Genomic DNA, 25,492 nt, shown 5'->3' on the forward strand with positions numbered 1-25,492 from the left:
CCCTGCGCCCGCCGCTCGACCGGCGAGGGGGCCTCAGCCGCGCAACTGGAAGACCGAACGACCCGGCAGCGGCGACGCCACGGCAGTCGCGTCCGACACGACCGACGCGCCTGCCACGAACTGCGTCAGCTCGTCCCCGGCGACCGCCTTCGCCGGATGCGGCCCGCTCGCGAGCAGCCGCGGCAACCAGTCCATCGGCAATGCCGTGTTCGATCCGACGAGCACGAAGTTGCCGAACCGCTTGCCCTTCAGCACCTGGGTCTCCGCCAGCGCAGCGACGTGCTCGACGACCGACCCGAGCGTGGCAGCCTGACCCCTCGCGAACGACAGTGGTGGGCCGTCCGCGACGTTGACCAGCACGATTCCGTCAGGGGCGAGCAGCGAGACGGCCTCGCGGTAGAACTCGACGCTCGTGACGTGTGCGGGTGTGCGCGCTCCGCTGAAGATGTCGATCACCAGCAGGTCGACCGTTCCGCGCAGCCCTCCCGGCAGCTTCGCGACGACCTCGCGGGCATCCCCGTGTCGCACCCTGATCTGTGCGTTGCGCGGCAGCGGCAGCTCCGTGCGCACCAGGTCGACGAGGTCGGTCTCCAACTCGATCACCTGCTGCCTGGAGCCGGGACGCGTCGCCGCAACATACCTGGGCAGCGTCATCGCGCCGGCGCCGAGGTGCACGGCGGTGATCGGCTCGCCAGGATCGCCGAGCAGATCGATCACGTTCCCCATGCGCTGCACGTACTCGAAGAACAGCCGGGTGGGGTCGTCGAGGTCGACGTGGGATTGCGGAGTGCCGTCCACCACGAGCTGGAAGGCACCGGGGACCCAGCGATCGGGCTCGATCACGGCGCGCAGACCACTGTGCTTCAAAACGACCGACGGATGCTCAGGCACTCCTTAACACTATGGGCCGACCCGCATCTCCACCCGATCTCCACCCCTGGGCGGTGGGCCGGCGGCTGTGCTCCGACGAGAGTGGATGCATCGGGTCGCGCGAGACATCCACTCGCGGCGCATCCCGCACAACAGACCAAAGGGCCATCGACAGATCGGTGGCCGAGAAGGAGCACCGTGTCCATCCAGCTCGTCAGCAACGCGATCATCATCGTCGCGCTCGTGGTCTTCGTCGGATACCGCCAGATGACATGGCGTGCCGTCGACCCCGCACGCATGTGGCGGTTGCCGATCATCCTCGGAATCGTCGGTGTCGCCACCCTCGGCAGCATGACGAAGGTGTCCCAGATCACCGGCGTCGACCTGGGGGTGCTGCTCGTCGAGCTGGTGATCTCGCTCGGTCTCGGCGCTCTGATGGGGGCGATCGCGATAATCCGGCCGCTGACCGATGACGGCATCCGCCTCTATAGAGAGGCACACGTCGGCGACCGTCGGCAGGGCAGCGCGAACGTCACGTTCGAGACCCGCACCGGATGGCTCGGCATGGTGCTGTGGCTGGTGCTCATCGGGATGCGCGTCGGCATCGACTTCCTCGCCAGCGCCGCGGGGTCGACGCTCGCTGCATCCACAGGCGTCATCCTGCTCATGGTCGCCGCCAACCGCATCGCCCGCGTCGGCATCATCGTGTATCGCACCGGTCGCATCGCAGCTCCCGTGCGCATCTGACCGCGGCACAGGGCGAGTTCGGCCAGGATGCCGGTGCCGTCGCAGGCTTCGCGGCGGCACCGGCATCCGCTTCGCCCTCTGCCGATCGGCTCGTCTCCGTCTGCCGATCCGCGATGGGGCAGGATGATGGTTCGGGAGTCGCGAGGGCCGGTGCGTGCACGGATTCCCGGCTCGGCTCGTGACGGAAGGGGCGAGGATGACCGCGTATCCCCGCTCGTCGCGCCTGGGCCGCACTGGCTTCGGCCTCGCGCTCAACGCCTTCGGCATCGTGGTGGTGAGCACCTACCTCATCACGGAGCGGATCGCCGGCGACATCCCCGCGTGGCCATTTCCCTTCGCGGTCGTCGCCATGGTCGCGTGGCTGGCTGTGCTGTTCGTGCCGGATGCGGGGCGGCTCGTTCTGCTCGTCCGCTTCCTCTTCTTCGTCATGGTCGTCTTCGGAGCGCTCACCGCCTGGCCGACGAACGGACTGATGATCGTGCCGGTGGTCTCAGCGATCCTTGTCACCACCGGCGGACTCGAGGAGCCGGCCTGGCTCGGGTATCTCTACGCGCTCGTCGCCGCCGGACTCGTCGCGGCCGTACCGGTCGCCGTCGCCATCACCGGCAGCGACGCCGTGACGGTCGAGGGCATCCTCTCGCTCGAGTTCGCGGTGGCGATCGCCGTGCTCGGTGGCGTCAACCGCAGGCAGTCCCGGGCGCGGCAGGAGGCGGCCGTCGAACTTGCAGAGAGCGCAGCGAGCGTGCGCGAGGAGCAAGCGAAGGCGGCGACCCTCGCCGCCAGGCAGTCGCTGGCCCGCGACATGCACGACGTGCTCGCGCACAGTCTCGGCGGCCTGGTGATCCAGCTCGACGCCGTCGACGCCCAGCTCGAAGCGGGCAAGACGGATGCCGCCCTCGCCCGTCTGCACGACGCCCGCTCGATGGCGGCGTCCGGTCTGGCGGAGGCGAGGCGTGCCGTCGAAGCGCTGCGCTCGCCGACGGATGCCGTTGCGCCCGTCGCATCCGCCGACCTCGGCGCGTCGCTGATCGACCTCGTCGATGCGCACGAGCGCCTCGGCGGGCACGTCGACTTCGAGCAGGTCGGATCCCCGCGCGATGTTCCTGAAACGCTCGCGACGGCGCTTCGTCGAGCACTGCAGGAGTCGTTGAGCAACGCACGCAAGCATGCGCCGGGGGAACCCGTGACCGTGCGCATCACGTGGGAGGACGAGCGGGTGGAACTCAGGGTGAGCAATCCGATGCCGAAGGTCGAAGCAGCGGGGGGGCTCGCGGCATCCGGGTCGGGACGAGGGCTCGCCGGCATGCGCGAGCGCTTCGCCGAGCTGCCAGGTGGCGAGGTCGCGGCACGTCGAGACGGCGGCGAGTTCACGGTGCGTGCCGGTGCCGTCGTTGGGAGCGCGAATGAGTGAGGACACGTCGATGAGCGAAGAGGCGATCGGAGCATCCGGTGCGGAGGGCGACGACGTCATCCGCGTGGTCGTCGCCGACGATCAGGCGATCGTGCGCGACGGGCTCGTGACCGTGCTCGACCTGCTGCCCGACATCGACGTCGTCGGCGAGGCATCCGACGGCGAGGAAGCGTGTCGGCTGGTCGCCGACGTGCTGCCCGACGTCGTGCTGATGGACTTGCGGATGCCCGTGCTCGACGGCGCGGGCGCCACCGCTCGCATCACGGCGGAGCATCCGTCGGTGGCGGTTCTCGTGCTGACCACCTACGCAGACGACGCCTCCGTGATGGGTGCTCTGCGCGCCGGCGCCCGCGGGTACCTGACGAAGGATGCCTCGCGCGCCGAAGTCGCCGCCGCCGTGCGCTCCGTGGCGCGCGGCCAGACGACCCTCGCCGGCGAGGTGGGAGCGCGGCTGATCGGCGGGCTCACTGGTGCGGCGCTGCCGGGCGGCGAGGTTGAGGTACCCGCCGCGCCAACCGCCGGGGAGTTGCGCAGAAGGCATCCGCAGCTCACCGCGCGGGAGGCGGAGGTGCTGGCGCTGGTGGCGCAAGGACGCAGCAATGCGGAGATCGCGGCATCCCTCTTCGTCAGCATGGCGACGGTGAAGACGCATATCAACGCCCTCTTCGCGAAGCTGCAGGTGCGCGACCGAGCTCAGGCGATCGCCCTTGCCCGCTCGTAGCGGCTCCGTCGCCAGCGCAGGTTCTCCGTGGGGTTGGTTCCATAGGTTGGTTCTCCGCAGGCTGCAACACGTTTTCAGGTCAGGTCATCGCTCGTCCACACAGTGTCGACGCCTGGTGTCATGTCCTGAATTGATGTGCCGTGCCGTGACGTGGCGTGGCGTGGGGCGTGCCTTGCGCGCACGGACCCTCGAGCGCGGTCTGACCTGTTCCAGGTCGACCACAGCGAGACGACGGTGCCTGCGGAGCCGCCACCTCGCCAGAGGTGGCGACGCGCTCTCACGATGGCGAGGATCAGGCCCTCGACCTTCTCCCATTCGAACATCACGTGGCGATATTTCAGGCGCAGCACGATGTATCCCTGTCGTATCAGCGCCATGTCCCGGTCGTAGTCCCGCACCGACTGGTACCCGTCGTGGAAGCTCGCGCTGTCGCACTCGATGACCAGGCGATCTCCAACGAGGAGGTCGACGAATCCCACGCCTTCTATCTCGACCTGAGTTCGCACGCGAAGGTTCTTGCGACGCAGCCGTACGCGGCTGAGGGATTCGGTGCCCGACTGGCTGGCGGGATCGCACCATCTGGCGACTGCGGGAACGACGGGACGAAGATCCGCGAGACGAAGGAGCCGGGTGTTCAGGGCCGAATCCGCGATCGCGACAGCGTGTTCGAGCGGTAGGCAATGGGCGGCATCTTTCACGACCTGGAGTGGGCTGGCGATCGCACGCGCGGTGAGCGTGCCCACTGCCCAGTGCAGGCACGTCTCCCGGCCCTTCGGGCCTTGCGCTCCTGGGGATCGAAGTCGCGACGCATTGCGTGCCACGAGGACGTGGAGCCTGTTGTCGTCCGGCGTCCACAGGCTGTAGTGGCGGGTCGCTGATGCCGCCGTCAGCACGCCGCCGATATGCACTGCAGCCTTCGCGTCGGCATCGGCCGCTGAACCGGCGTACCAACCGCGACGCACCCGCTCAAGAGTGCCGTCCGCGATCGAATACCGCGTGTATCCCATCGCGTGCAACTCCGACGTCGGGGTGATCCCGAGGGGCGGCTCTACCATGGTCTGCAGGATGCCTGCTTCGGAGCCGTGGGGATGAGGTCTCGTCAAGATGGTGAACAGATGGCCGAGGGGACTGCCTGGGGAGGAACAGATGGGTGAGGGGCCCGCCTGGGGATGACGTCCCTGCGAGCCGAGGGGATGCGGCTCCCGCCTGCCCGGTCACCACACGTTTTCAGGACATACTGCCGGCCGTCCAATCAGTGTGGATGCCCCACAGCATGTCCTGAAAACGTGCTGGTAGATCGGCGGATCGGCGGATCGGCGGGTCGGCAGGGAGGCAGGTCCGCCGGACCCGTCGGCGCTTCGGCCGGCCCGCCGGATCCCGGGGCGCGGCAGCCAGTGGGGCGGTGGGTGTGCTGGTGCCCTGTGGCGCGGCGGGCGGGGCCGGAAGCACGGAATAAACGCCACGAACCTGCGCTTATACCCCTAGTCGTGTCCCAGGTCAAGAATCGAGTAGACACGAACGGGTAAATGCGCATATACTCGTGCTTTGCGCTCCCACACACATGCCTTCATATTGCGGTCGGCTCGGCGTGTCTTCTGGTGTGTATACGGGCTTATGTTCCTCGGCGCGAGGAACGGGTCAGATAGAGCACAACGGCAAGCCACCACTGTAGCGGGAGACCTCGTCCACACCACAACCTGACCGACAGTCACCCGCGGTTCCTTCGAGGAACCCCATGGAGGTTATTTCCTTGGCTGCTGCGCGCAACGCATCTTCCACTCCCACTCCCAAGAACGGACGAAACCACTCTCGTCTTTCGTTCGCAAAGATCACAGACACCCTTACCGTTCCGGATCTCCTCGCACTGCAGACGGAGAGCTTCGACTGGCTGGTCGGCAACGACGCGTGGAAGACTCGCGTCGCCGAGGCCGAGGCGCAGGGTCGACAGGATCTGCCGTCTCACAGCGGTCTGGAGGAGATCTTCGAAGAGATCTCCCCGATCGAGGACCTGAGCGAGACGATGCAGCTCTCGTTCACCAATCCCTTCCTCGAAGAGAAGAAGTACTCCATCGACGAGTGCAAGGAGAAGGGCAAGACCTACTCCGCGCCGCTCTATGTCGAGGCGGAGTTCATGAACCACATCACGGGTGAGATCAAGACCCAGACGGTGTTCATGGGCGACTTCCCGCTGATGACCGAGAAGGGCACGTTCATCATCAACGGCACCGAGCGTGTCGTCGTGTCGCAGCTCGTGCGCAGCCCCGGCGTGTACTTCGAGCGCACCCCTGAGAAGACGTCTGACAAGGACATCTATTCGGCGCGCATCATTCCGAGCCGTGGTGCATGGCTCGAGTTCGAGATCGACAAGCGCGACCAGGTGGGCGTGCGCATCGACCGCAAGCGCAAGCAGTCCGTGACCGTCTTCCTGAAGGCGCTCGGTCTGACCAGCGAGGAGATCCTCCAGGAGTTCAAGGGTTTCACGTCCATCGAGCTCACCCTCGAGAAGGATGCCATCCTCACGAAGGAAGAGGCGCTCAAGGACATCTACCGCAAGCTGCGTCCGGGCGAGCAGGTCGCCGCGGAGGCCGCCCGCGCGCTCCTCGACAACTTCTACTTCAACTCGAAGCGCTACGACCTCGCCAAGGTGGGCCGTTACAAGATCAACCGCAAGCTGGGCCTGGATGCCCCGCTCAGCGATTCCGTGCTGACCAACGCCGACATCATCAAGACGATCAAGTACCTGGTCGCCCTGCACGACACGACCGCTCCCGACGTGAAGCGTCTCAGCGAGAACGTGTATGCGATCGATGGCACCCGCAGTGGCAAGCCGGCCGACATCCGCCTGGACGTCGACGACATCGACCACTTCGGCAACCGTCGCATCCGCGCCGTCGGCGAGCTCATCCAGAACCAGGTGCGCACCGGCCTCAGCCGCATGGAGCGCGTGGTTCGCGAGCGCATGACCACGCAGGATATCGAGGCGATCACCCCGCAGACCCTGATCAACGTGCGACCCGTCGTCGCGGCGATCAAGGAGTTCTTCGGAACCAGCCAGCTGTCGCAGTTCATGGACCAGAACAACCCGCTCGCGGGTCTGACCCACAAGCGCCGCCTGTCGGCGCTTGGGCCCGGCGGTCTGTCCCGCGACCGCGCAGGTGTCGAGGTGCGCGACGTGCACCCCTCGCACTACGGCCGCATGTGCCCGATCGAGACGCCTGAAGGCCCGAACATCGGTCTGATCGGCTCGCTGGCGTCCTTCGCCCGCATCAACTCGTTCGGCTTCATCGAGACGCCGTACCGCAAGGTTGTCGGCGGCAAGGTGAGCGATCAGATCGACTACCTGACGGCATCAGAGGAGGACGACTTCATCGTCGCCCAGGCCAACGCGCCGCTGAAGGCCGACGGCCACTTCTCCGAGGACCGCGTTCTGGCTCGCCAGAAGGGTGGCGAGGTCGACCTCGTTCCCGCCGACCAGATCGGCTACATGGATGTCTCGCCGCGCCAGATGGTCTCGGTGGGCACCTCGCTGATCCCGTTCCTCGAGCACGACGACGCGAACCGCGCCCTGATGGGTGCGAACATGCAGCGTCAGGCGGTGCCGCTGCTGCGCAGCGAGTCGCCGAACGTCGGAACCGGTATGGAGGGCTACGCAGCCATCGACGCCGGCGACGTGCTCACAGCCGACAAGGCCGGTGTCGTGTCGGAGGTGTCGGCGGATGCCGTCACCATCCAGCTCGACGAGGGCGGAACGCAGACCTACTACCTGCGCAAGTTCGACCGCTCCAACCAGGGCACGAGCTACAACCACCGTGTGATCGTCAACGCCGGTGAGCGCATCGAGGCCGGCGAGGTCATCGCCGACGGCCCCGCGACCGAGAACGGCGAGCTCGCGCTCGGCAAGAACCTGCTCGTCGCGTTCATGCCGTGGGAGGGCTACAACTACGAAGACGCGATCATCCTCAGCCAGAACCTGGTGAAGGACGACACCCTCTCTTCGATCCACATCGAGGAGTACGAGGTGGATGCCCGCGACACCAAGCTTGGCAAGGAAGAGATCACCCGTGATCTGCCGAACGTCAGCCAGGATCTGCTGGCCGACCTCGACGAGCGCGGCATCATCCGCATCGGCGCCGAGGTTCGCCCCGGCGACATCCTGGTCGGAAAGGTCACGCCGAAGGGCGAGACCGAGCTCTCGGCCGAGGAGCGCCTGCTGCGCGCCATCTTCAACGAGAAGAGCCGCGAGGTTCGCGACACGTCGCTGAAGGTTCCCCACGGTGAACAGGGCACGATCATCGGCGTCAAGGTGTTCGACGCGGTCGACGGCGACGACGAGCTCGGTTCCGGCGTGAACCAGCGCGTCGCGGTCTTCATCGCTCAGAAGCGCAAGATCACCGCGGGCGACAAGCTCGCGGGCCGCCACGGCAACAAGGGCGTCATCTCGCGCATCCTCCCGGTGGAAGACATGCCGTTCCTCGCGGACGGCACCCCGGTCGACGTGATCCTGAACCCGCTCGGTGTCCCCGGACGTATGAACTTCGGCCAGGTGCTGGAGATCCACCTCGGGTGGGCCTCGAAGCAGGGCTGGAAGGTCGACGGCAACCCGGCATGGGCGAAGGCCCTTCCGGAGGCTGCGCGTGAGGCCGCCCCGAACACCAAGGTGGCGACGCCGGTGTTCGACGGTGCGCTGGAGGAGGAGATCGCAGGTCTGCTCGACTCCACGCTGCCGACCCGCGATGGTGATCGCCTGATCGACCACTCCGGTAAGACCCAGCTCTTCGACGGCCGCTCCGGCGAGCCGTTCCCGGAGCCCGTCTCGGTCGGCTACATGTACATCCTGAAGCTGCACCACCTGGTCGACGACAAGATCCACGCGCGTTCGACCGGTCCGTACTCGATGATCACGCAGCAGCCGCTGGGTGGTAAGGCGCAGTTCGGTGGCCAGCGCTTCGGCGAGATGGAGGTGTGGGCCCTCGAGGCCTATGGCGCCGCCTACGCGCTGCAGGAGCTGCTCACCATCAAGTCCGATGACATCCTGGGCCGCGTCAAGGTGTACGAGGCCATCGTCAAGGGTGAGAACATCCAGGAGCCGGGCATTCCGGAGTCCTTCAAGGTGCTCATCAAGGAGATGCAGTCGCTGTGCCTGAACGTCGAGGTGCTCTCGGCCGATGGCACGCCGGTGAGCCTGCGCGACACGGATGACGAGGCATATCGTGCCGCCGAGGAACTCGGCATCAACCTTTCCAGCCACTTCGAGTCTTCGTCGATCGACGAGATCTGAAGCCTGCCAAGACGTATTGACGAACTTTCTTACAAGGAGAGAAATTGCTCGACGTAACAACTTTTGACGAGCTGCGTATCGGCCTGGCAACGGCAGAGGACATCCGTCGCTGGTCGCATGGTGAGGTCAAAAAGCCGGAAACCATCAACTACCGCACCCTGAAGCCCGAGAAGGATGGTCTGTTCGGTGAACAGATCTTCGGGCCGTCCCGTGACTGGGAGTGTGCCTGCGGCAAGTACAAGCGAGTGCGCTTCAAGGGCATCGTCTGCGAGCGCTGTGGCGTGGAGGTCACCAAGTCCTCCGTGCGCCGTGAGCGCATGGGCCACATCGAGCTCGCCGCCCCTGTGACGCACATCTGGTACTTCAAGGGTGTGCCCAGCCGTCTCGGCTACCTGCTCGACATGGCTCCGAAGGACCTCGAGAAGGTCATCTACTTCGCCGCCTACATGGTGATCGACGTGGACGAGACTGCTCGTCACGACGACCTGCCCGGACTCGAGAACGAGCTTCGCCTCGAGATCAAGGCGCTGACCGACCAGCGGGACTCCCGCGTGGCCGACCGTCTCGCCAAGCTCGAGACCGACCTCGCCGCTCTTGAAGAAGAGGGTGCGAAGGCCGAGCAGAAGCGCCGCACCCGCGACGGTGCCGAGAAGGAGATGTCGCAGGTCCGCAAGGGCTTCGACGAGGACATCGCCCGGCTCGAGCGCGTGTGGGACTCGTTCCGCAACCTCAAGGTCGGCGACCTCAAGCCAGAGGATGCCGACTTCAACGAGCTCGTCGACCGTTACGGCCTGTACTTCACGGCCTACATGGGTGCCGAGTCGATCAAGAAGCGCCTCGAGGCCTTCGACCTGGTTGCAGAGGGCGAGTTGCTCCGCGATCAGATCGCGAACGGCAAGGGTCAGAAGAAGATCCGCGCGATCAAGCGCCTGCGCGTCGTCAGCTCGTTCCTGGCTACCGGCAACTCGCCGGCCGCCATGGTGCTCGATGTCGTCCCAGTCATCCCGCCTGAATTGCGCCCGATGGTGCAGCTCGACGGTGGCCGTTTCGCGACGAGCGACCTGAACGACCTGTACCGCCGCGTGATCAACCGCAACAACCGCCTGCGTCGCCTGCTCGACCTCGGTGCCCCCGAGATCATCGTGAACAACGAGAAGCGCATGCTGCAGGAGGCCGTCGACGCACTGTTCGACAACGGCCGCCGCGGTCGTCCCGTCACGGGTACCGGCAACCGCGCCCTGAAGTCCCTGAGCGACATGCTCAAGGGAAAGCAGGGTCGTTTCCGCCAGAACCTGCTCGGCAAGCGCGTCGACTACTCGGGCCGTTCGGTCATCATCGTCGGACCGCAGCTCAAGCTGCACCAGTGTGGTCTGCCGAAGGACATGGCGCTCGAACTGTTCAAGCCGTTCGTGATCAAGCGTCTGATCGATCTGCAGCACGCGCAGAACATCAAGGCCGCGAAGCGCATGGTGGAGCGCGCCAACCCGCAGGTGTGGGATGTGCTCGAGGACATCATCCGCGAGCGCCCCGTTCTGCTGAACCGTGCGCCCACGCTGCACCGTCTGGGCATCCAGGCGTTCGAGCCGCAGCTCGTGGAGGGCAAGGCGATCCAGCTGCACCCGCTCGTGTGTGCCGCGTTCAACGCGGACTTCGACGGTGACCAGATGGCCGTGCACCTTCCGCTGTCCGTCGAGGCCCAGGCCGAGGCGCGCATCCTGATGCTCGCGTCGAACAACATCCTGAAGCCGTCCGACGGCCGCCCGGTGACCCTGCCCGCACAGGACATGATCATCGGTCTGCACCACCTCACCACGGTGCGCGAAGGCGCAGCGGGCGAGGGCCGTGCGTTCTCGTCGGTCTCCGAGGCGATCCTCGCCAAGGACCAGGGGTCGCTCGACCTCAACGCCAAGGTGCGCATCCGTCTCGACGGACTGTACCTGGCAGAGGACGAGGCTCCCGAGGGCTTCGTGCAGGGCGGAATCGCACTGCGCGAGACCTCGCTGGGTCGCGCGATCTTCAACGAGACCCTTCCGGTGGACTACCCGTACGTCGAGGACGTCGCCGACAAGGGCAAGCTCTCGTCGATCGTCAACGACCTGGCGGAGCGCTACCCGAAGGTGGAGGTCGCAGCGACGCTCGACCGCATCAAGGATGCCGGTTTCTACTGGGCCGCCCGGTCCGGTGTGACCGTCGCACTGAGCGACATCATCACGCCTCCGTCGAAGAAGGAGATCATCGCCTCCTATGAGAAGAAGGCGGCGAAGGTCCAGAGCGAGTACGAGAAGGGTCTGACAACTGAGGCCGAGCGCCGTCAGGAACTGATCAAGATCTGGACGGATGCCACCGACGAGGTCGCGAAGGCCATGCGCGAGAACTTCCCGGAGCACAACACCATCAACCGCATGGTGTCCTCCGGTGCTCGTGGTAACTGGCTGCAGGTGCGCAACATCGCCGGTATGCGTGGTCTGGTGAACAACCCGAAGGGTGAGATCATCCCGCGTCCGATCATCTCGAGCTACTCAGAGGGTCTCTCGGTGGCCGAGTACTTCATCGCGACGCACGGTGCTCGCAAGGGTCTGGCCGACACGGCTCTGCGTACTGCAGACTCGGGCTACCTCACGCGTCGTCTGGTGGATGTCTCGCAGGACGTCATCATTCGTGAGGACGACTGCGGCACGACGAAGGGTCTCGACCTCTCGATCGGTGCTCGCAATTCCGAGGGCGTGCTCATCCGCGACGAGAACGTGGAGAACTCCGTGTTCGGTCGCAGCCTGGCCACCGACGTGGTGGACGAGAAGGGCACGGTGGTCGCCGAGGCCGGTGAGGACGTCGGTGACGTTCTGATCGACAAGCTGATCGCAGCCGGTGTCGAGACGATCCGCGTGCGCTCCGTGCTCACGTGCGAATCCGCCGTCGGCGTCTGCGCGCAGTGCTACGGTCGCTCCCTGGCCACGGGCAAGCTCGTGGACATCGGCGAGGCCGTCGGCATCATCGCCGCTCAGTCCATCGGCGAGCCGGGAACGCAGCTGACGATGCGTACCTTCCACACCGGTGGTTCGGCATCCGCCGACGACATCACGCAGGGTCTTCCCCGCGTGCAGGAGCTCTTCGAGGCGCGCACCCCGAAGGGTGCATCCCCGATCGCCGAGGCCGCAGGCCGTGTGCAGATCGAGGACACCGAGAAGGCCCGTTATGTCGTGCTCACCCCCGACGACGGCGAGGAGGAGCACCGCTACCAGGTGCTCAAGCGCTCCACGCTGTTGGTGGAGGACGGCGATCACGTCGAGCTCGGACAGCAGTTCATCGTCGGCACTGTCGACCCGAAGGAGGTGCTGCGCGTGCGTGGCATCCGCGCGGTGCAGGAGCACCTCGTCGGCGGCGTGCAGGGCGTGTACCGCTCGCAGGGTGTTCCGATCCACGACAAGCACATCGAGGTCATCGTGCGGCAGATGCTGCGCAAGGTGACCGTGGTGGACCACGGTGGAACAGACCTCCTGCCCGGTGAATTCGTCGACCGTGCGAAGTACAACGAGATCAACCGTGCTGCGCTCGCCGAGGGCAAGAAGACGGCATCCGCTCGCCAGGAGGTCATGGGTATCACCAAGGCCTCGCTCGCGACGGAGTCGTGGCTGTCGGCAGCGTCGTTCCAGGAGACCACGCGTGTTCTCACGCAGGCCGCCATGGAGGGCAAGCGCGATCCGCTGATCGGTCTCAAGGAGAACGTCATCATCGGAAAGCTGATCCCGGCCGGTACCGGTCTGCAGCGCTACCGCAACGTGGCCGTCGAGGCCACCGAGGAAGCGAAGGCGGAGCGTTACCCGAACCGCATCTTCACCGATGACACCGTGTTCAACGAGAACGACCTGAGCTTCGTCGACTTCGACAGCTTCAGTTCGGACGACTACACCCCGGGTACGTATAACTGACCAAGGTGAGAGCAAAGCGAGCTTGCTCGCTTTGCCGAACCGCGGGAAGTTGTGAGCCGCGAAGCGGCGATACAACTGATTGAGGAACCCGTCGCGAGGCGAACTCGTGACTCAGAAGCCCCGCGCCACTCGGCGCGGGGCTTCTGCCCATTTCGGGCCGGTCCCGATGCGGGCACGCCACCCACTCGCGCGAGCCGAAAGCGGGGCGAGGTCGCCGCATCCCTGCTTCCGTCCCGCCTGCGGACGGTGCGCCTGCGCCCGCGGCGCCCGGCCCGTTGTTACCGTGGCTGCAGAAGTCTGGGTGCAGGCGTACTGAAGCCGCGAATACCACCGACCGAGGAGGCACCGTGAGCAACGAGACACCGCAATCGCCGCAGGAGCCCGAGGACGCGACGGCTTCGTCCGAGCCGGAGGAGAACCTCACCTCGACGCCGGGTGCAGAGTCGGACGTCGAGGCCGAGCCGGTCCGCATCGAAGAGATCCCCGTCGATGTCGGCGAGCCGGAGCCCGCGGTCGAATCGCCAGGGGCATCCGATGACGCGGTCACGGAGTCCGAAGACGGGCTCGACCGCGACACGACGGAGTACGACGATGTCGTCGCGGTCGACTACGAAGAGGTGCGGTTCGACGATCAACCGGCTCCAGCCGCCTTCGACACCGCACCCACGACAGCGCAGACGGATGCCTACCCGCCCGCCGACGCATTCCTCGCCGGAACCGCGGCAGGTGGCGCTGCAGCGACCGGAACAGCAGCCGGCGGCGCGAGCGACACGGCCGCCGCGACTCCCGCGGCGCCGACTCCGGTCTACGTCACCGCCCCGACGCCGCCGAAACCCAGGGGCAACCGGCTGATGGGCATCCTGATCGCGGTCGTCGCGGCCGTGGCCTACGCGGTGGTGTTCGCTGCGGTCGCGCTCGGCATCTTCGCGCTGCGCGAGGTGCGCGGACCCGTCACCCTCTGGGAGAGCTACCTGCAGACAGCGGGGTTCTGGGTGCCTGTCGTGGTCTTCTTCCTCGCCTTCGTTCTGCTCATCGTGATCGTGAACCGCGGTGGCTGGTGGGCGTACGGCATCGGATCGTTCTTCGTCGGCGTCATCGTCTACTTCGGCTATCTGGGCGGTGCCCTGATCACCGTGAGTGCATGGAATCTCAACTCCGGCCAGGTCGGGCAGTTCATCGGAACGCTCTGGACCAATCCGCTCACCTTCGCGGCCGCGGTGGTCGGGCTCGAGGCATCCCTCTGGTTCGGGGCCTGGGTCGCGGCCAGAGGTCGCAGGGTGCGTGCGCGTAACGTTGAGGCGCAGCGCGATTACGACCGTCGCGTCGAGGCCGGTCCGACGGCCTGACAGCCCGGCCGCACGTCATCGCGCGGCAACACCATGGACTTCCGTCGCTACGCAGCCACCCTCTCCGCGTTCGCCACGGTGCTCTACGCGGCTCTGCTCATCGCCGCGCTCGGCGTGCTCAGTGTGCTGCTGAACCGCGATGTGATCGACAATGCGGATGCCGGCCCCTTCGCCGGCCCCGCCGCCTGCGCTCTCGCGGTGGCCGTCGTCTTCGCGGGGTTGCTGGTGCGGGCGCTACGCCTTCCCGCCCACCGGCACGACATCGCGGTCGGGGTGGCGCTGCTGCTCGGGGTCGGCTCCTACCTCGCATACGCGGTGGGCGGGGGAGTCGTCATCGCGGTCGCGGACCCGTACCGGTTCGCGCCGTTCGTTCTGCAGCAGCTGATCGGTCCGTTCGCGGCCGCGGCGGGCATCCTGTCGCTCGTCGTCGTGCTGTTGGACATGATCGTGCTGGCGTCGCGCGCCGACCAACACGGCCGGCCGAGGTGGCCGTGGGAGAAACGCGACTGACGTCGTCGCGCCACCCGCTTTCTCTTCCCCTTCTTTCTTCACCTTTTCTTGCTTTTCCTCCTAACTACCCCTTCCGCTGGCGCATGTGACCGCAATGTCGACGACCACGCGACCATATGCGACAGCGAGGGGGATCTGTCGGTGGATAACGCGCGCGTGGAGCCGTGAGATTGCGGCACTCTGTGCCGATGCGTTCCTCGCCGCTGCCCGACGACCTGCCGTCATCGTTCACCGTGTCGAGGGGGCGTGAGCTCGGCCTGTCGACCCGTCGGATGCGGGCGGGTGACCTCGATACCCCGTTTCACGGCGTGCGAACGACGCAGGTCGAATCCTCGGCGGAGAAGCCCGGCAGCCGCGAATCCTCAGACGAACTCGAGAAACGACACGCGCGGATCAGAGGTCGAGCGGGCGCCTATGCGGCACGCATGGGGGAGCACGAGTTCTTCAGCCACCTCACTGCCGCTGTCCTTTGGGGTCTTCCCTTACCCCGCGAGGCTGTCGCATCGCACGACCTGCACGTCAGTGTGTTCGCACCGAGGCGCGCGCCGCGCTGCCGAGGGGTGATCGGACACCAGGCTCGTCCCGGAAGCTCGACCGTTCGCGTGCATCGGGCCACTGGACTGCGCGTATCGAGCCCAGCCTCGACCTGGGCGTCGTTGGCGACGATGCTCGAGCATCCGTACGACCTCATCGCAGTGGCCGATGCTCTCGTGCATGTCGAACGGATGCCCGGCGGTTTCGCAGGCTCCACCGTGCCGCCGCTGTCCACTGTCGAGGAGCTCAACGCATGCGTCGGTGCAGCGCGCAGAGTGGGAATCGGGCTCTTCGCGACGCTCTGGCGCGCGTCCGCACGGGGTCGGCGTCGCGCACCGAGACCTGGACCCGGCTGACGCTCGTCGATGCCGGGCTGCCGGAGCCTGTGCTGGACTACGACGTCTACGACGAGCACGGCATGTTCCTGGGATGCGTCGACATGGCTTACCCCGAGTTGCGAATAGCCATCGAATACGACGGTCAACAGCACCGCACCGACTCGCGCCAGTGGATGAAAGACATCGACCGGATCGACCGGCTCGTCGAGGAGGGATGGCGGGTGATCCGTGTGACGAGTTCGCTGTTGTTCCAGCACCCGGAGGAACTCGCTCGCCGCGTGCGCGCAGCCCGTGTCGCCGCACAGTGACCTCTGCTGCTCACTTGCTCGCTTGCGCGCGCGCTCGCTGCGCGCCCGCCTCGGTCCGTTCGGCTGGCAGATAGTTACGGGAATGGCGAGGTCATGCGGCCGTATCTGACAGCGGAATGATTCTCGCGGAGCGATCAACAGCGGAGCGATCGACAGGGGTGAGGTTCCCGGGGTCGGATCTCTTCATGGGTCGTGAGTCGCAAGGTTCTTGACAGCAGTAGTACTTGATCTGATACAGTACTGGCTATGGAACACGACATGGGTATCGCCGGCGGTATCGGTGGCGCGAGCGGAGGGCTCGGCGGCGGCGCTGACGGCGACGTCGGCCGGGCCGGCGGAGGCGGCGGGCACGCGCACGCCGTGCCATCGTCCGCGTTCGCTGCCGATCTGCTGCGTGGCCACACCGACACGATCGTGCTCGGCGTGCTGCGTGCCGGCGACAGCTACGGCTACGAGATTCACAAGGCGATCCGGGATGCCGCTGGCGGCGAGTACGAGATCAAGGAAGCGACGCTCTACGCGAGCTTCCGTCGTCTGACGAAGGACGGCCTCGTCGAGCCCTACTGGGGCGACGAGACGCAGGGGGGCCGACGCAAGTACTACCGCATCACGGATGCCGGCCGCGCGGTCTACCGCCGCAACGTCGACGACTGGGTCGCCACTCAGAACATCATCAACAGGCTTTTGAACCTGAAGGGAGGTCGCTCATGAGCGGCCGGGACAACACGGAGCTCGACGCCCGCCTCGACGAGGCGTTCAGACGTCTGCCGGAGACCGACGACCTGCTCGACCTCAAGAACGAACTGCGCGCCAGCCTTGTCGCGCGGGCCGACGAGCTGGAGGCAGGCGGATCCGGACCGACGGCCGCCGTCGCCACCGCGTTCGCCGAACTCGGCGACATCGGCGCGATCGCGGCGGAGGTGATCGGCAACGGCAGCGGCCGCGAGGCCCCGGCATCGAGTGCCGAGGAACGCACCCAGGGGCAGCGCGCCATCGAGCTGATGCGCCGGCACAAGGTGCGGCCGAAGCCCGCGTTCGTCGTGCGTACGGTCATCCTCGCGGTGGTCACCGCGGCGGGGCTCGCGCTCACGGCGCTGGCGGCGTTCGGGATTCTCGGGTGGCCGGTGTGGGCATCCGTCATCGTCGCGGTCGTCGTGCTCGCCGCTCCGGCGGGCGTGCTCGTCGGTGACGGAACGCACCAGGAGACCACGTCGAACTTTCCCGTACCGGGCGGCCGGGCAGCGGCCTACGGCACAGCTGCGTTCCTCGCCGCGGCCGGACTGGCGCTGGGAGCTCTGTTCGCGAGGGACCTCTCGCAGACCTGGCTGATCGTCGTCGCGGCATCCCTTCTGGTCGTCGCGATCGCATGGTTCAGCTACCTCGGCGCCACCCAGACCAATCGCAAGAAGCCCTGGACGCGTGCACTGCGGGAGCACTACCAGGGCACCGACCGCTTCAGCCGCGACGAGGCTGCAGCCGCGCGCTTCGGCATCTACGCGGCCGTCATCATGATCGTCGCCGTCGCGCTCTTCATCGTGCTGAGCTTCACGGTCGGGTTCGTCTGGTCGTGGCTCGCGCTCGTCGGCGGAATCGTCGTCTTCTTCCTCGTTCTGGCTCGCATGCTCTTCGCACCCGAGTCGACGCACACCCCATCCAACTCCGACAACAACAAGGGAGCCGGTCATGAATGACAGGATGCCCGCGACGCGCCGTGCAACCAGCTCGCCGCTCGCAGTCGAGGTCTCCGACCTCACCAAGACGTACCGCGGCGCGGCACGCACCAGAGTGCAGGCCCTGCGCGGCCTCACCTTCCAGGTCGAGCCGGGCATCGTGTTCGGCATGCTCGGGCCGAACGGCGCCGGCAAGTCGACCACCACGAAGATCCTCACCACCCTCAGCACTCCGACCAGCGGGTCAGCCCGCATCGACGGAGTCGATGTCGTGGCGAAGCCGGCAGAGGTGCGCGCCCACATCGGGTACGTGTCTCAGGGCGCGAGCACCGATCCGCTCCTGACCGGCACCGAGAACCTGGTGCTGGCGGGGCGCCTGCGGGGCATGAGCTCTACGGATGCGCGGGCACGGGCATCCGCTCTGCTGAGGGAGTTCGGCCTCGGCGACACGACGGACCGGCCGGTCGGCAAGTTCTCCGGCGGCATGCGGCGCAGGTTGGATGTCGCGGCCGCCCTTGTGCACGCGCCCCGCGTGCTGTTCCTCGACGAGCCGACGACGGGGCTCGACCCCGAGTCGCGCGCGGCGATGTGGGGTGAGATCCGACGCCTGTCGGCCGAGCGTGCGATCACGGTGATCCTCACGACGCACTACCTCGAGGAGGCCGACCGTCTCGCCGACGACATCATGATCATCGACAGGGGAACCAAGGTCGTCGGCGGCAGCCCGGATGAGCTGAAGGCATCCCTCAACGGTGACGCGTTGCGCGTCGCGCTCGTGGAACCCGACGCCGACCGGGTGAGACGGGTGGCGGCATCCGTCCCCGGCCTGCGCAACGTCGTCGTCGAACTGCAGGGCACAAGTGGCCAGCTCATCGCCCGCACGGATGATGCGTCGGCCGCCGTCGCACCCGCCATCGCCGCCCTCGAGGCGGCCGGCATCGTGTTCGGCGCGGTGTCGGCATCCAGGCCCAGCCTCGACGACGTCTACCTGCACTACGCCGGACGCTCCTTCGACCGATCGGATGCCCCGGCCGGCCAGGAGCAGGCATCCGGCTCCGAACCGGCCAACGCCGTCGAGAAGGGACAAGCAGCATGACCACCGCAATCGCCACCCCAGCTCTCGCACGTCCCGTGCGGGCGAGTTGGCTCACTCAGACCGCCCAGATCACCGGTCGCTGGCTCATCAACGTGCGCCGACAGGTGTGGGGCGCAGCGTTCTCGCTCGTGCAGCCGATCGTATGGATCCTGCTGTTCGGGCAGGTGTTCTCCTCGCTCGGCAAACTGCCGGGGTTCGGTGGCGTCGGGTACGCCACGTTCCTCGTGCCGGGCGTCCTCATGATGACCGTGCTCTACAGCGGCGCATGGGCCGGCAGCGGCTACATCGACGACATGAAGTCCGGCGTCATGGACCAGCTGCTCACCGCACCGGTGGCGCGCACCGCGATCGTCACGGGACAGCTCATCCAGCAGCTCATCATCTGCTTCGCGCAGTCGATCATCGTGCTGCTGATCGGATGGCTCGGTGGCGCCACCTACCCGGGCGGCGTCGGCGGCATGGCGCTCGCGCTGCTCGTCGCACTGCTGCTCGGAACGATCTTCTGCTCGCTCTCGACGGCAGCGGCGCTGACCGCCCGCAGCCAGGTGGCGCTCATCGGCATCTCGCAGATCGTGGTGCTGCCGGTCACCTTCCTCTCCACCACGATGATGCCGTCGTCGCTCATGCCCGACTGGGTGCAGAACGTGTCGAAGTACAACCCGATGACGTGGGCCGTCGATCTGGCGCGCAACACGCTCGCCGGCACGACCGACTCGGCGGCCGTGTGGCAGGTCGGAGGGCTCGTCGCGCTCGCCGTGCTCGCCTACATCTGGTCGGTGCGGGCGTTGCGGGGGTACCAGCGCTCCCTGTAGGGCTCGGTGAAAGGGTTTCCCCGCTATGCGCGGAGGAGCCCTTTCACGTGTCGGACCGGGCGGCCGAACGCTTGCCGTTCGGTCTGGCTTCGTTCGGTCTGGCTTCGTTCGGTCCGGTTTCGCCGTATAGCGTGGAAGCCCAGATATGGGTGAGGGTGTCGACGATCGTCTGCTCCTGATCGAACGGCGGCACCGCACAAGCGGCGAGGTAATAGACGCGTTCGCCGAGCCAGGTGAGAGCGCTCGCCACGGCGGCGACGTCCTGACTCGCGAGGTGGGCAGTGGCTTCGGGATCGTCCGCTATCCCCGCGATGGTGGCATCGGTGAACGATTGCATCTGCCGAAGCCAGAGCGTCGTCAGGCGAGCGTCGCTCTGCCAGTTCTCGACTATGGCCCTGAGCACCGGCGCATGAGTCCGCCACAACTCGGCCCCTGCTTCTGTTCCTTGTCGCAGAGCGGAGAGCCTGTCGTCCGGCACCGAGAGCCAAGGCTCGGCCGCCTCCAGCCCGCTGTCGACGGCGCGCTCGACGAGCTCGGCCAGCACGTCATGCTTCGAGTCGAAATAGAAGTAGAAGCTGCCTCGCGATATGCCGGCCGTGTGCAGGATATCCGCGACGCTCACCTCGCCGAAGTTCTTCGTGGCGAGCAGTTCCGACATCGCGGTGAGGATCGAATCGCGCAGCTCCGACTCCTGCACCGCCGCGGATGACCGGCGACCGGCGACGCGACGCCTGTCTCCGTGCGTCGTGCTGCGTTCCTCGCTCATGGAGAAGAGTCTAACTGTGCTATACAGATCGTCTATACACTATGTATAGTGACGCCATGACGACTTTGACACCCCACCTTGTATGCCGCGATCCGAATCGCGCAGCCGCCTGGTACGTCTCCGTGCTGGGTGCGCACGAGATCTCCCGAATCACGCTCTCCGACGACACGGTGCTGACGATCGATTTGGAGTTCGGCGACGGCCGCATCGCCATCTCGGACGAGTTGCCGCAGATCGGCATCGTCTCTCCGCTGGCGCTCGGGGGCACGTACGGGGCACTCCACGTCGACGTGGATGACGCCGACGGGGTCTGGACACGAGCGCTCGATGCCGGCGCAGAGGTGTTCGAGCCGCTGAACGACGCGTTCTGGGGCGAGCGCACCGGACAGTTCATCGACCCGTTCGGGCATCGCTGGGCCATCGGTCAGCAGCTGCGTGACGTGCCGCACGACGAGGTCGTTCGCCTCGCGCGAGAGGTCTTCGGGGCGCCCGCGACGAAGTGAAGCAGGTAGCGGCGTCGGGGCGGGCGTACCCCGCTGTCTGACCCCGATAGGGTAGTGGGCGCCGCGGTGTCGCAGATCGGCGATCGCGGTCGTCCCCGGTCGACCAGACCCAGGCCCGCACCAGGAGCCCGCCAGCAATGCGCCTCAAACTCACCCTGAACCGACCATCGGGCGTGCCCGCCGACATCGTCGTCACAGCGGATGCCGCAGCCAGCATCTCCGAGATCGCCGCAGCGATCGCACGCCTCGACCCCGCGAATGCGCTCGCGGCGCCCGGCAAGGGGCAGGCATCCACCGCCTCGTCCCTCACGCTGCACGCCGCGCTGCCCGGACAGACCGAATGGGTGCTGCTACCGCCGGATGCCCCGGTCGGCGAGGCCTGGATCGCCAGCGGCGCGGTGGTGCAACTCGCCGATGCCGGTCTGCATTACCAGCCGAAGGGCCTCGGCGACGGGGTGCAGGTTGCGACCCTGCGTGTGGTCAACGGGCCGGATGCCGGCAGCGAGTTCCCCATCACCCTCGGCACTACCGTTCTCGGTCGCGATCCCGGCTGCGACATCGTGCTGCACGACGAGCTGGTCTCGAAGCGGCACGTGCGCTTCGAAGCATCCGACGCCGTCGAGGCGATCGACCTCGGCAGCGCGAACGGCATCGTGGTCGACGGCGGCATCGTGCCGCGCCTGCGCATCACGCGCGAAGAGACCCTGCTCATCGGCGACTCCGAGGTGGTCGTCACCGTGACCGACAGGCACGCGCTCGCCGGTGCAGTGCCGAAGGCCGGTCCCGTGTTCTTCAACAGGTCGCCGAAGGTGGAGGCGCGATACGCCGGGCAGGAGTTCGGCGCGCCCGCCGTGCCCGCGAAGAAGGAGCCGCCTCCGTTCCCGCTTCTGGCGATGATCGCGCCGTTGCTGATGGGCGGTGTGATGTTCGCCATCTCGGGCCAGGCCACGTCATTGCTGTTCGTGCTGATGTCGCCGTTGATGATGATCGGCAACGCCATGACGGCGAAGAGCCGCGATAAACGCCGCCTCAAGAAGTCGATCGCCGAGTTCGATGATGGGCTGATAAGCCTCACCAGCGAGCTTCAAGCGGAGCGGGTGACCGAGCACGAGACGCGCATCAAGGAGTCCCCGTCGACCGAGGATGCCATGAGCCACGCCGTCTCGCGCGGTCCGCTGCTGTGGACCCGGCGTCCCGAGCACTGGTCCTTCCTCAACGTGCGTCTTGGTGTCGGCACCATGTCGAGCCGTAACTCGATCAAGACCGCCGGTCGCGGCGAGATCCTGAAGGACTACCAGGAACGCCTCGACGAGGTGGTCGACACGCACAAGACCATCGACGACGTGCCGATCATCGACAACCTCTTCGATTCGGGGGCGCTCGGCATCGCCGGATCGCCGGAGCAGGCGATCGGCAGCGTCAACTCGATCATGGTGCAGCTCACGGCGCTGCACTCGCCGGCCGAGCTGGCGGTGGCGGCGATCGTCTCCCCGAACTGGTCGAAGCAGCTGGAGTGGCTGAAGTGGATTCCGCACACCTCCAGCGCGCAGTCGCCGATAGAGACGGTGCACCTCGCCGACAGCACCGCCAGCGGATCGAATCTGTTGTCGGCGCTCGAGGGGCTCATCGACGTTCGGCTGGCGGCGAACCAGTCGGCGCAGCGACGAGGAGCGATTCAGACCGACTCGGCCGCTCTCGAGCGAGGCGCGGAGGTCGGTAAGGGTTCAGGCACCGGAGGTGGCACGCAATCACCGATTCCTGCGGTCGTCGTGCTCATCTCCGATGACGCGGCGGTTGACCGTGCGCGTCTCGTGCAGGTGGCGGAGCGGGCGGCGGATGCCGGTGTCTACCCGATCTGGATCGCCGGCGACGTCACCTCGCTCCCGGCCGTCTGCCGCACCTATCTCGAGCTCGGCGACGAGCCAGGTCGGGGGCGCGTGGGCTTCGTGCGCCTCGGTGAGCACGTCGAAGAGGTTGCGACCGAGTCCGTCGACGGCGCGCAGGCGCTCGAGTTCGCGCGTCGCATGGCGGCCGTGATCGATGCAGGTGCACTCGTCGCCGACTCGTCGGATTTGCCCCGCAGCGTCTCGCTCGTCACCCTGCTCGGTCACGACCTGGTCGAGTCGAGTGATGCCGTCGTCGACCGCTGGCGTCAGAACAATTCCATCCACGACCGCAGCGGCGCCGCGCCGACTCCGCGCCGCGCGGGCTCGCTGCGCGCCACGATCGGATCGGGCGGCGTCGACCCGATGCACCTCGACCTTCGCGCCCAGGGGCCGCACGCCCTCGTCGGTGGTACGACCGGTGCCGGAAAATCCGAGTTCCTGCAAGCGTGGGTGCTCGGCATGGCCGCCGAGTACAGCCCCGATCGCGTCACGTTCCTGTTCGTCGACTACAAGGGCGGCTCCGCCTTCGCCGACTGCGTCACCCTTCCGCACTGCGTCGGCCTGGTCACCGACCTCAGCCCGCACCTGGTGCGGCGCGCGCTGACCAGTCTTCGTGCCGAGTTGCACCATCGCGAGCACCTGCTCAACCGCAAGAAGGCCAAGGACCTGCTCGAGCTGGAGAAGCGAGGCGATCCTGACAGCCCTCCGGCGCTCGTGCTCGTCATCGACGAGTTCGCAGCACTCGTCGGAGAGGTGCCCGAGTTCGTCGACGGTGTCGTCGACATCGCGCAGCGCGGTCGTTCGCTGGGCATCCACCTCATCATGGCGACGCAGCGTCCGGCCGGCGTGATCAAGGACAACCTGCGTGCGAACACCAACCTGAGGGTCGCGCTGCGCATGGCCGATGAGTCGGACTCCGACGACGTGGTGGGCACGAAGGATGCCGCGCACTTCGACCCCGGAATCCCCGGCCGCGGTGTCGCCAAGACGGGCCCCGGCCGCCTCACGCTGTTCCAGTCCGGTTACGGAGGCGGATGGACGAGCCGTGAGCCGGAGCGTGCGGGCATCGAGGTGGCCGAACTGCGTTTCGGCGGGGAGCAGCGCTGGGAGGAACCAGGAGGCGGCGATGCCGATGTCGATCTCAAGCGCGACCCCGGTCCCACCGACCAGCAGCGCCTGGTCTCTGCCATGATCGGGGCGCAGCAGTCGATCGGCATTCCGGCTCCCCGCAGGCCGTGGCTCGACGAGCTTGCGCCGGCGTACGACCTCAGCCTGCTCCGGCAGCGCACGGATGCCGAGCTGCTGCTCGGAGTCTCGGATGTCCCCGATCGCCAGCAACAGTCGTCGGTCTACTTTCAGCCGGACGTCGACGGCAACATCGCCATCTACGGCACGGGTGGCTCGGGCAAATCGACCGTGTTGCGCGCACTGGCCTGTTCTGCGGCGATCACGCCGCGCGGCGGACCCGTGCAGGTCTACGCGCTCGACTTCGGCGCGGGCAGCCTGCGGATGCTCGACCAGCTGCCGCACGTTGGTGCCGTCATCAAGGGTGACGATGTGGAGCGCGTCGTACGCCTGTTCCGCACCCTGCGGGCCGAACTGGATGATCGCGCCCCGCGGTTCGCGGCCGCCAACGCGTCGAACATCACCGAGTATCGACAGCTCACCGGGCGAGGAGACGAGCCGCGCATCCTGTTGCTCCTCGACGGGTTTCCGAGCTTCCGCGAGGACTTCGAGGTCACCGCGAACCGTTCGCAGTGGTACGAGGTCTTCCGCGACGTGCTCACCGACGGCCGTCAATTGGGCATGCACGTGGCGTTCACCGCCGACCGCGCTGGTGCCGTGCCGAGTTCGGTCGGCTCCAGTGTTCAGCGCAGGGTCATTCTTCGCCTGGCCGATGACGGTTACAGCCTTCTGGATGCCCCGAGCGATGTCTTGTCGTCCTCATCGCCTCCCGGTCGCGCGATCGTCGACGGCTTGGAGACGCAGATCGCCGTGCTCGGCGGCACGTCGAGCGTTTCGGAGCAGTCGGCGACTGTGGGAAAGTTGGCGGAGGCGATGAAGCGGGCTGGCGTGAAGCAGGCGCCGCAGATCGGTGCCATGCCCACCGAGTACGCCCAGTCCACGCTTCCCGACAGGGCGGCGGAGTTTCCGGTGCTGGGCATCGGGGAAAGCGACCTGCAACCGGTCGGATTCGATCCGACCGGCACGATGGTTCTCGCCGGACCGCCGGCGAGCGGCAGAAGCACCGCGTTCCTGGCGGTCGCGCAATCGCTGCATCGCTTCGATCCCGGATTCCAGCTGTACTACCTCGGGAATGCCCGGTCGCCGGCCGTGCGCACCTACCCATGGGCGGACACCGCCACCACGGTCGACGAGGTCGCCGGTATCGCGCGTGACCTGCTCGGAGCGGTCACCGATCAGGGCACGGTCGATCGCTTCGGGATCTTCATCGAGTCGATCGGAGACTTCCTGCAGTCGGCGGCGGATGCTCCGCTCGTCGAGTTGATCAAAGCGGTGCGCCGCAGCGACCACTTCCTGCTCGCCGAGGGCGAGACCAGTGGGTGGGGCTCGAGTTGGGGGCTCATGGCCGAGGTGAAGAACGGCCGTCGAGGCTTCCTGCTGCAGCCGGAGAGCATGGAGGGCGACCTGCTGCTCAAGACGCCGTTGCCGCGCTTCGCGCGCAGTGAGTTCCCGCCGGGACGCGGCATGTACATCGCGAAGGGAACGTTCGAGCGTGTGCAGATTCCTCTGCCGGACTAGCCGTTCG

The 25,492-nt window shown here is 66.9% G+C and carries 17 protein-coding genes; 14 read left to right on the top strand and 3 right to left on the bottom strand.

Features of this window, described 5'->3' with window-relative positions:
- Positions 1 to 33 precede the first annotated feature (33 nt).
- Positions 34 to 891, bottom strand: coding sequence for a spermidine synthase (locus MJ603_RS03935; RefSeq protein WP_243062349.1), 858 nt, complete (start codon positions 889 to 891; stop codon positions 34 to 36).
- Positions 892 to 1,068: 177 nt separating this feature from the next.
- Here MJ603_RS03935 and MJ603_RS03940 point away from each other — a divergent pair, with 177 nt between their 5' ends.
- From MJ603_RS03940 to MJ603_RS03950, 3 genes are all read left to right on the top strand, one after another.
- Positions 1,069 to 1,617 carry a hypothetical protein gene (locus tag MJ603_RS03940; RefSeq protein WP_243062350.1) on the top strand — a complete coding sequence of 183 codons (549 nt, stop codon included), beginning with the start codon at positions 1,069 to 1,071 and terminating at the stop codon, positions 1,615 to 1,617.
- Between the two features lie 196 nt (positions 1,618 to 1,813).
- The gene (locus MJ603_RS03945; protein ID WP_243062351.1) at positions 1,814 to 3,028 is read left to right on the top strand and encodes a sensor histidine kinase; all 1,215 of its coding nucleotides are present in this window, start codon (positions 1,814 to 1,816) and stop codon (positions 3,026 to 3,028) included.
- Positions 3,021 to 3,749 (top strand): response regulator, encoded by a 729-nt coding sequence (locus MJ603_RS03950; protein ID WP_374230814.1) that lies wholly within the window; start codon positions 3,021 to 3,023, stop codon positions 3,747 to 3,749. Before MJ603_RS03945 ends, MJ603_RS03950 begins: the two co-directional genes overlap by 8 nt.
- Before the next feature lie 74 nt (positions 3,750 to 3,823).
- Here MJ603_RS03950 and MJ603_RS03955 read toward each other — a convergent pair whose 3' ends face one another.
- The gene (locus MJ603_RS03955) at positions 3,824 to 4,804 is read right to left on the bottom strand and encodes an endonuclease domain-containing protein (RefSeq protein ID WP_243062352.1); all 981 of its coding nucleotides are present in this window, start codon (positions 4,802 to 4,804) and stop codon (positions 3,824 to 3,826) included.
- A gap of 695 nt (positions 4,805 to 5,499) precedes the next feature.
- Here MJ603_RS03955 and rpoB point away from each other — a divergent pair.
- The 9 genes from rpoB (at position 5,500) to MJ603_RS04000 (ending at position 19,567) form a co-directional block, all read left to right on the top strand.
- A complete protein-coding gene (gene rpoB / locus MJ603_RS03960) occupies positions 5,500 to 9,027 on the top strand; it encodes a DNA-directed RNA polymerase subunit beta (RefSeq protein WP_243062722.1) in 3,528 nt (1,175 codons plus the stop codon).
- A gap of 44 nt (positions 9,028 to 9,071) precedes the next feature.
- The gene (gene rpoC, locus MJ603_RS03965; RefSeq protein ID WP_243062353.1) at positions 9,072 to 12,953 is read left to right on the top strand and encodes a DNA-directed RNA polymerase subunit beta'; all 3,882 of its coding nucleotides are present in this window, start codon (positions 9,072 to 9,074) and stop codon (positions 12,951 to 12,953) included.
- Between the two features lie 347 nt (positions 12,954 to 13,300).
- Positions 13,301 to 14,299, top strand: a complete 999-nt coding sequence (locus MJ603_RS03970) for a hypothetical protein (protein WP_243062354.1) — start codon at positions 13,301 to 13,303, stop codon at positions 14,297 to 14,299.
- A 33-nt stretch (positions 14,300 to 14,332) separates the two neighbouring features.
- The gene (locus MJ603_RS03975; protein ID WP_243062355.1) at positions 14,333 to 14,809 is read left to right on the top strand and encodes a DUF6121 family protein; all 477 of its coding nucleotides are present in this window, start codon (positions 14,333 to 14,335) and stop codon (positions 14,807 to 14,809) included.
- Positions 14,810 to 15,596: 787 nt separating this feature from the next.
- Positions 15,597 to 15,989, top strand: coding sequence for an endonuclease domain-containing protein (locus tag MJ603_RS03980; protein WP_243062356.1), 393 nt, complete (start codon positions 15,597 to 15,599; stop codon positions 15,987 to 15,989).
- Positions 15,990 to 16,235: 246 nt separating this feature from the next.
- Positions 16,236 to 16,700, top strand: coding sequence for a PadR family transcriptional regulator (locus MJ603_RS03985; RefSeq protein ID WP_243062357.1), 465 nt, complete (start codon positions 16,236 to 16,238; stop codon positions 16,698 to 16,700).
- Positions 16,697 to 17,680 carry a permease prefix domain 1-containing protein gene (locus MJ603_RS03990; RefSeq protein ID WP_243062358.1) on the top strand — a complete coding sequence of 328 codons (984 nt, stop codon included), beginning with the start codon at positions 16,697 to 16,699 and terminating at the stop codon, positions 17,678 to 17,680. Before MJ603_RS03985 ends, MJ603_RS03990 begins: the two co-directional genes overlap by 4 nt.
- Positions 17,681 to 17,684: 4 nt before the next feature.
- Positions 17,685 to 18,755, top strand: coding sequence for an ABC transporter ATP-binding protein (locus MJ603_RS03995; RefSeq protein ID WP_243062359.1), 1,071 nt, complete (start codon positions 17,685 to 17,687; stop codon positions 18,753 to 18,755).
- A complete protein-coding gene (locus tag MJ603_RS04000; protein WP_243062360.1) occupies positions 18,752 to 19,567 on the top strand; it encodes an ABC transporter permease in 816 nt (271 codons plus the stop codon). The genes MJ603_RS03995 and MJ603_RS04000 overlap by 4 nt, the downstream gene beginning before the upstream one ends.
- A 43-nt stretch (positions 19,568 to 19,610) precedes the next feature.
- Here MJ603_RS04000 and MJ603_RS04005 read toward each other — a convergent pair whose 3' ends face one another.
- Positions 19,611 to 20,333, bottom strand: coding sequence for a TetR/AcrR family transcriptional regulator (locus tag MJ603_RS04005; protein ID WP_243062361.1), 723 nt, complete (start codon positions 20,331 to 20,333; stop codon positions 19,611 to 19,613).
- Between the two features lie 56 nt (positions 20,334 to 20,389).
- Between MJ603_RS04005 and MJ603_RS04010 the strand changes: the two genes are divergently transcribed.
- Both MJ603_RS04010 and MJ603_RS04015 read left to right on the top strand, forming a co-directional pair.
- The gene (locus tag MJ603_RS04010) at positions 20,390 to 20,836 is read left to right on the top strand and encodes a VOC family protein (protein WP_243062362.1); all 447 of its coding nucleotides are present in this window, start codon (positions 20,390 to 20,392) and stop codon (positions 20,834 to 20,836) included.
- Between the two features lie 137 nt (positions 20,837 to 20,973).
- The gene (locus MJ603_RS04015) at positions 20,974 to 25,485 is read left to right on the top strand and encodes an FtsK/SpoIIIE domain-containing protein (protein ID WP_243062363.1); all 4,512 of its coding nucleotides are present in this window, start codon (positions 20,974 to 20,976) and stop codon (positions 25,483 to 25,485) included.
- Positions 25,486 to 25,492 lie beyond the last annotated feature (7 nt).

The organism is Humibacter sp. RRB41 (genome assembly GCF_022761015.1).
Taxonomy (GTDB): domain Bacteria; phylum Actinomycetota; class Actinomycetes; order Actinomycetales; family Microbacteriaceae; genus Humibacter.

What these genes read in the sequence shown, in the direction of transcription:
- MJ603_RS03945 (WP_243062351.1), top strand. Translation starts at nt 1,814, where the DNA reads ATGACCGCGTATCCCCGCTCGTCGCGCCTGGGCCGCACTGGCTTCGGC.
- MJ603_RS03950 (WP_374230814.1), top strand. Translation starts at nt 3,021, where the DNA reads ATGAGTGAGGACACGTCGATGAGCGAAGAGGCGATCGGAGCATCCGGT.
- MJ603_RS03955 (WP_243062352.1), bottom strand. Translation starts at nt 4,804, where the DNA reads ATGGTAGAGCCGCCCCTCGGGATCACCCCGACGTCGGAGTTGCACGCG.
- MJ603_RS03975 (WP_243062355.1), top strand. Translation starts at nt 14,333, where the DNA reads ATGGACTTCCGTCGCTACGCAGCCACCCTCTCCGCGTTCGCCACGGTG.
- MJ603_RS03980 (WP_243062356.1), top strand. Translation starts at nt 15,597, where the DNA reads ATGCGTCGGTGCAGCGCGCAGAGTGGGAATCGGGCTCTTCGCGACGCT.
- MJ603_RS03985 (WP_243062357.1), top strand. Translation starts at nt 16,236, where the DNA reads ATGGAACACGACATGGGTATCGCCGGCGGTATCGGTGGCGCGAGCGGA.
- MJ603_RS03990 (WP_243062358.1), top strand. Translation starts at nt 16,697, where the DNA reads ATGAGCGGCCGGGACAACACGGAGCTCGACGCCCGCCTCGACGAGGCG.
- MJ603_RS03995 (WP_243062359.1), top strand. Translation starts at nt 17,685, where the DNA reads ATGCCCGCGACGCGCCGTGCAACCAGCTCGCCGCTCGCAGTCGAGGTC.
- MJ603_RS04000 (WP_243062360.1), top strand. Translation starts at nt 18,752, where the DNA reads ATGACCACCGCAATCGCCACCCCAGCTCTCGCACGTCCCGTGCGGGCG.
- MJ603_RS04005 (WP_243062361.1), bottom strand. Translation starts at nt 20,333, where the DNA reads ATGAGCGAGGAACGCAGCACGACGCACGGAGACAGGCGTCGCGTCGCC.
- MJ603_RS04010 (WP_243062362.1), top strand. Translation starts at nt 20,390, where the DNA reads ATGACGACTTTGACACCCCACCTTGTATGCCGCGATCCGAATCGCGCA.
- MJ603_RS04015 (WP_243062363.1), top strand. Translation starts at nt 20,974, where the DNA reads ATGCGCCTCAAACTCACCCTGAACCGACCATCGGGCGTGCCCGCCGAC.